This window comes from Blastococcus deserti, from assembly GCF_042682525.1.
In the GTDB taxonomy this organism is placed as follows: Bacteria; Actinomycetota; Actinomycetes; order Mycobacteriales; family Geodermatophilaceae; genus Blastococcus_B; species Blastococcus_B deserti.
Map to the genome: position 1 here is coordinate 1 of NZ_JBHUHP010000015.1, position 510 is coordinate 510.

General features: G+C 77.1%; 1 pseudogene. It reads left to right on the forward strand.

The window, feature by feature from the left end:
• Positions 1–510, forward strand: a pseudogene (locus ACFSHS_RS14695) (hypothetical protein); the annotation flags it as partial.

Sequence of the window (510 nt, forward strand, 5' to 3'; positions counted from 1 at the left end):
CGCCGACGTCACCGTCCGCCCGGCACCCGATGGTATGGCGCAGCTGGCGGTGGACCTGCCCCAGCCGCTGGCCACCGCCATCCGCGACGCGGTCAACGGCTACGCCCGCATGGCCAAGGCCGACGGCGATCCGCGCCCGATCGGCCAGCTGCGGGTCGGAGTGCTGGGCGATCTGGTGCTCCGCCCCTGGGACGCCAGCCGGCCACCGTTCACCGCCCACCTCACCGTCTGGGCTTCGCTGGACACCCTCGCCGCCGGCGCCGCGGGCCACGAGGCCTGTGCCGTGGGGCAGGCCGTCCCCGGTGTCGTCGCGGGCGGCGACACCGGCACGGGGGCGGCAGCCGCCTGCGGGTGTGGACGTACCCAGCCCGCGCAGGTGGACGGGCAGCCGATCACGGCCGCTCAGCTGCGGGCCCTGCTCGAACAACTCGACGCCCTCTGCCCCGGCGGGCTGCAGGCCCCGGCGGGCGGCAGCCTGACCATCGCCCTCACCGATCCCGGCAGCGGCGC